The organism is bacterium (assembly GCA_021372775.1).
Lineage (GTDB): Bacteria > Acidobacteriota > Polarisedimenticolia > J045 > J045 > JAJFTU01.
This window is the reverse complement of the sequence record JAJFTU010000191.1, coordinates 1-4,091: the sequence shown is the minus strand read 5'-3', so window position 1 is coordinate 4,091 and position 4,091 is coordinate 1. Positions and strand designations below refer to the sequence as shown.

General features: G+C 73.8%; 1 protein-coding gene. It reads right to left on the bottom strand.

The genetic code is table 11. The annotated features are described in order from the left end of the window. The coding region (locus tag LLG88_06480; protein MCE5246552.1) for a hypothetical protein at nucleotides 1-4,091 on the bottom strand (4,091 nt) is incomplete at both ends.

Here is a 4,091-nt window from a genome sequence, read left to right as displayed (position 1 = left end):
AGGCTTCGAGGCGGTAGCCGGCGCCCGCGGGAACGCTGATCGAGAAGGCGCCGTCGTCGCCGGTCGGGCCGTTGGAGCAGCGCGCGCAGCCGTTCTCGAGCGGGCCGCCCGTGGCGCAGACGAGCATGTTGGACGCCGCGTTGCGGTAGAGCATCGTCTTGCCCGCGATCGCCGCGTTGAGCGGGACGGAGAAGTCGACGGTGGTCGTCGCGCCCGGCGCGACCGGGACCGGCTGGGCGTTGCCGTCGCAGAAGACGCCCGGCGCCCAGGTCTGCGCGCGCGCGCCGCTCTGGTCCCAAGTTCCGAGGATGGTCGGCCCGGCCGCGACCTTCATCGCGTAGTAGCCGTTGTCGCAGCTCCGCGCCCAGCCGACGCTCGACGACGACGGGCCGGTTCCGGTCATCGCCGAAAGCTCGAGGCCGGAGATCGCCGCGCCGTTCTCCGCGGCGCGGACGTGGCCGGCGATGAAGCCGGCCCTCGCGAACTGCGCGGAGGGGTAGAGGACGAGGTCGTGCGAGGCGGCGTCGTGCCGCGCCTGGATGCGGCCGAGATCGTCGCGCTGGGGGTCGAGCTCGAGGTAGAACGCCGCGCCGCTCGCCGCGGCGACGGAGTAGATCCCGCCGAGCTCCGTCGGCGCCTCGCCGTATTCGGCGTTGCCGTCGGCCTGCTGCGTGCGGGCGCGCGCCCCGCCGAGCGGCGCGCCGTCGGCGTCGTTCGCGCGGCCGGAGACGAAGATCCCGGCGGCGAGCGGGACGTCGCCGAGCGACGCCCCGTTGAACCCGTCCACCTGGAACGAGGCGGCGGCGAGGCGGCTCTTCGCCGGCCCGACGACCACGACGTTCTGCCCGCCCCAGATCGGGAACGAGACCGTGCCGTCGGCCGCCGAAAGGCGCGTGTCGAAGAGCAGGCCGTCGAGGCGGACCCGGGCGTTGGCGACCGGCGTCGCGGGCGAGCCCTGGACGACGCGCATCGTGTAGGTCGTGCCGGCGTCGAGCGTCAACGGCATGCCCGCGACGTCGCCGGTCGCGTCCGGCACGACGATGTAGTTGGCCGGGAGGCCGGTCGAGACCGGGGGCAGGCCGGCGAGGATCAGGTTGCCGCCGGCGTGGGGCAGGCTGAAGTTGCCGGACGCGTCGGCGACGCCGAACCCGACGAGCTGCGGATCGGCGTTGCAGTCGGGGTTCGCCGGATCCTGCGCCATCAGGATCAGCACGGTGTTCGGGACGGGGTTGTTGGCCGCGTCCACGACCGTGCCGCTGAAGGTGTACGGGCGAGCCGGCGCGGCGCCGGGGACGATGTCGGCGAGGACCGGCGCGGAGACGACGCCGCCGACGCTGAACGACGCCGGGCCGCTCGTCGCGCCCGGCGGGACGATGCCCGCGCCGAGGCCGCGCGCGCGGTCCACGACGAGGTCGTTCGCGACCACGTCTCCGCCGCGCCCGTCCGAGAAGACGAACTGCGGCGCGCCGGTCGCCGGCACGTTCTCGGCGAAGAAGTGGAAGGCGCCGCCGACCTTCAGCCCGGCCTGCAGGTCGCCGGTCACGCGCAGGCTCGAGCCGTCGAGCTGCAGCGGCGCGGCGGTCGCCGCGGGGAAGGGGAAGTCGGCCGCGACGTCGCCGTTCGACGCGTTCACCCATTCGACGCGCGCCGTCGCGCCGTCGTCGGGCTGGTTGATCAGTTCGAGCGAGTACTCGCCCGCCGGCACGGCGAGCGCGAAGCGGCCGGTGCAGGAATCGGAGATCGTGCCGCCGGCCGTCTCGTCGTCGGAGCGACGGTGCGCCCGAACCTTCGTCGCCCGCGCGTTTCCGTCCATGCGCGTCGCCTGCCCGGCGACGAGGTTCCCCGCGGTCATCCGAACGTAGGGAAGAGTGGTGTCCCCGCCGACCGTGATCGTCGTCGGGGCCGGTCCGAGGTAGCGGCCGCCGATCGGCGGCTGGTAGCTGATCGTCCACGTGCCCGCGGTCAGCGGCAGCGTATAGCCGGTGTCGCTCCACGGCACGACCGCGGAGACGCTCTGTCCGGCGCCCTCGGCGGTGACCACGGTGCCGGAGACCGACTTCCCGTCGCTGCTCTCGATCGTTCCGACGACGTTGTAGGCCGCGGCGAGCTGCTGCGTCAGGCCGGTCGCGCAGGCGACCGGGCCGACGCCCGCGGAGGAGAGCGCGGCGCCTTGCGGCGCGAGGTACTGCACGAAGTAGCTCGCGTTCCGCGGCATCCCCGCCGACCACTGGCCGTTGGCGTCCGTCGTCGTCGCCCAGAGCGGCGACTTTCCCGTCGCGTCGAGGACGACGACGGCGGCGTTGGCCAGCGCGGCGCCGCCGGCGTCGCGGACGGTTCCGCCGATCGTGCAGACCGGCGCGTAGGCGGGGGCGGTCGTCGCGAAGCAGGCCGGCGCGGAGACGGCGCCGAGCACGGAATCGACGACCGCGATCCGGTGCGCTCCGGCGGGCAGCCCGGCCGGCAGGGCGACGGCGACCCGTCCCTGATCGAGCCGCGAGACGGTCACGGCGCCGGGGTACGTCGTTCCGTCGATCGTCGCGTCCGTCGTCGCGTAGAGCCCCTGCACGCGGAGCAGCAGTTGGCCGCCGGCCTTGGCCGCGCTTTCCTCGACGCCGACGATCGTCGGATCGAGGATCTGCGGGCCGAGGACGAAGCGGACGCCGTCCACGTTCGCGCCGGAGACGGTCACGGCGCGGTCGAACGACTGCTCGGTGACCCAGGAGTAGTTCGGCGAGCGGACCGACGTTCCCGGCTGCAGCGTCCACGTCCCGTCGAGGGCCGGGAAGGCGTAGCCGCCGTCGCACCCGACCTTGGCGCGCGCCAAGTACCAGCCGTCGGTCGTGCCGCTCGTCGCTTCCATGCACACGTCGGCGACCGCCGCGCCCTGGACGTCGGAGACCTTGCCGGCGATGGAACGGGTCGGGGCGATGAAGGCGATCGGCGCGTCGTAGGAGCCGCCGGCGGCCGCGCTCACGGTGCGCACGGCGACGACCTTGTCGAAGACCGGCTCGGCCGGCGCGATCTGGTAGGCGAGGGAGGTCTGGCCGGCGCCGCAGGAGGCCGGAACGTAGACGGCGGCGGTGTAGGCGCCGCCCGCCGCGGTGCGCGCGACGGTCGAATAGAACTTCCCGCTGCAGTAGGCGCTCTGCGCCTTCAGCGCGACGCCGGCGGCGGCCGGAGAGCCGGCGTCCGTCGTCGCGCCGGAGAGGATCGTGTTCGGCGCCTCGACGCCGAAGTCCACGCCGGCGATCGCGGTCGCGGCGACGGTCACGTTCTTCCGCGCGTTGACCCCCACGGCGCCGTGCAGGGCGAGATGCTCGTCGCTGCCGGTGCTGACGTTCCACGTCCCGGGAACGAGCGGCAGCGTGTAGGCCCCGCTCAAGTCGGTGAAGGCGATCGCCGACGTCGTCTTGCCCGCGGCGTTGCCGCTCGCCGTCATCAGCGCGCCGGGAATCGGCGTCGTCGTTCCGCGGAAGTAGACGTGGCCGGAGACGTTGACGCTTCCGGCCGCGACGATCGTCGTCTGGGCGACGTAGGCGTCGCCGCCGCGGAAGGTCAGCAGCGGCTGGCCGGACAGCGGCGTGACGTACCCCGGCTTGTACGCGAGGAGCAGGCGGCGGCCGCAGGAGTCGAACGACGCCGGGACCTGCAGCGCGAAGTTCCCCGACGCGTCGGCGATCGCCGAGGGGGACGTGCCGGCGCAGTTCCCGTTGATCCCGAGGAGCGTGACGATCGCGCCGGGGACGGCGCCGCCGGCCGCGGTCGCGACCTGGCCTTGGACGCTCTGCGCCTCGGCCGCGGCGACGATCGTCAGCGCCGCGTCGGCGAAGGTCCCGTTTCCCTCGTCGGTCGCGCGCACGACGTAGCGGCCGGCGGTGTAGGGGAAGTTGTACGGCGTGAACGAGCGCAGCCGCGCGCTCACCGCGCCGACGGCGCCGTTCGCGTCCACCGGGACGTTCGGCCCCGCCGCGCCGTTGTCGGCCACGACGACGGAGAAGACGGGATAGTCCGCCGCGTCGAGGACGCCGTTGCGGTTGACGTCCACGTAGACGGCGAGATCGACCTTCGTTCCGACGAGCCCGCCGACGTTC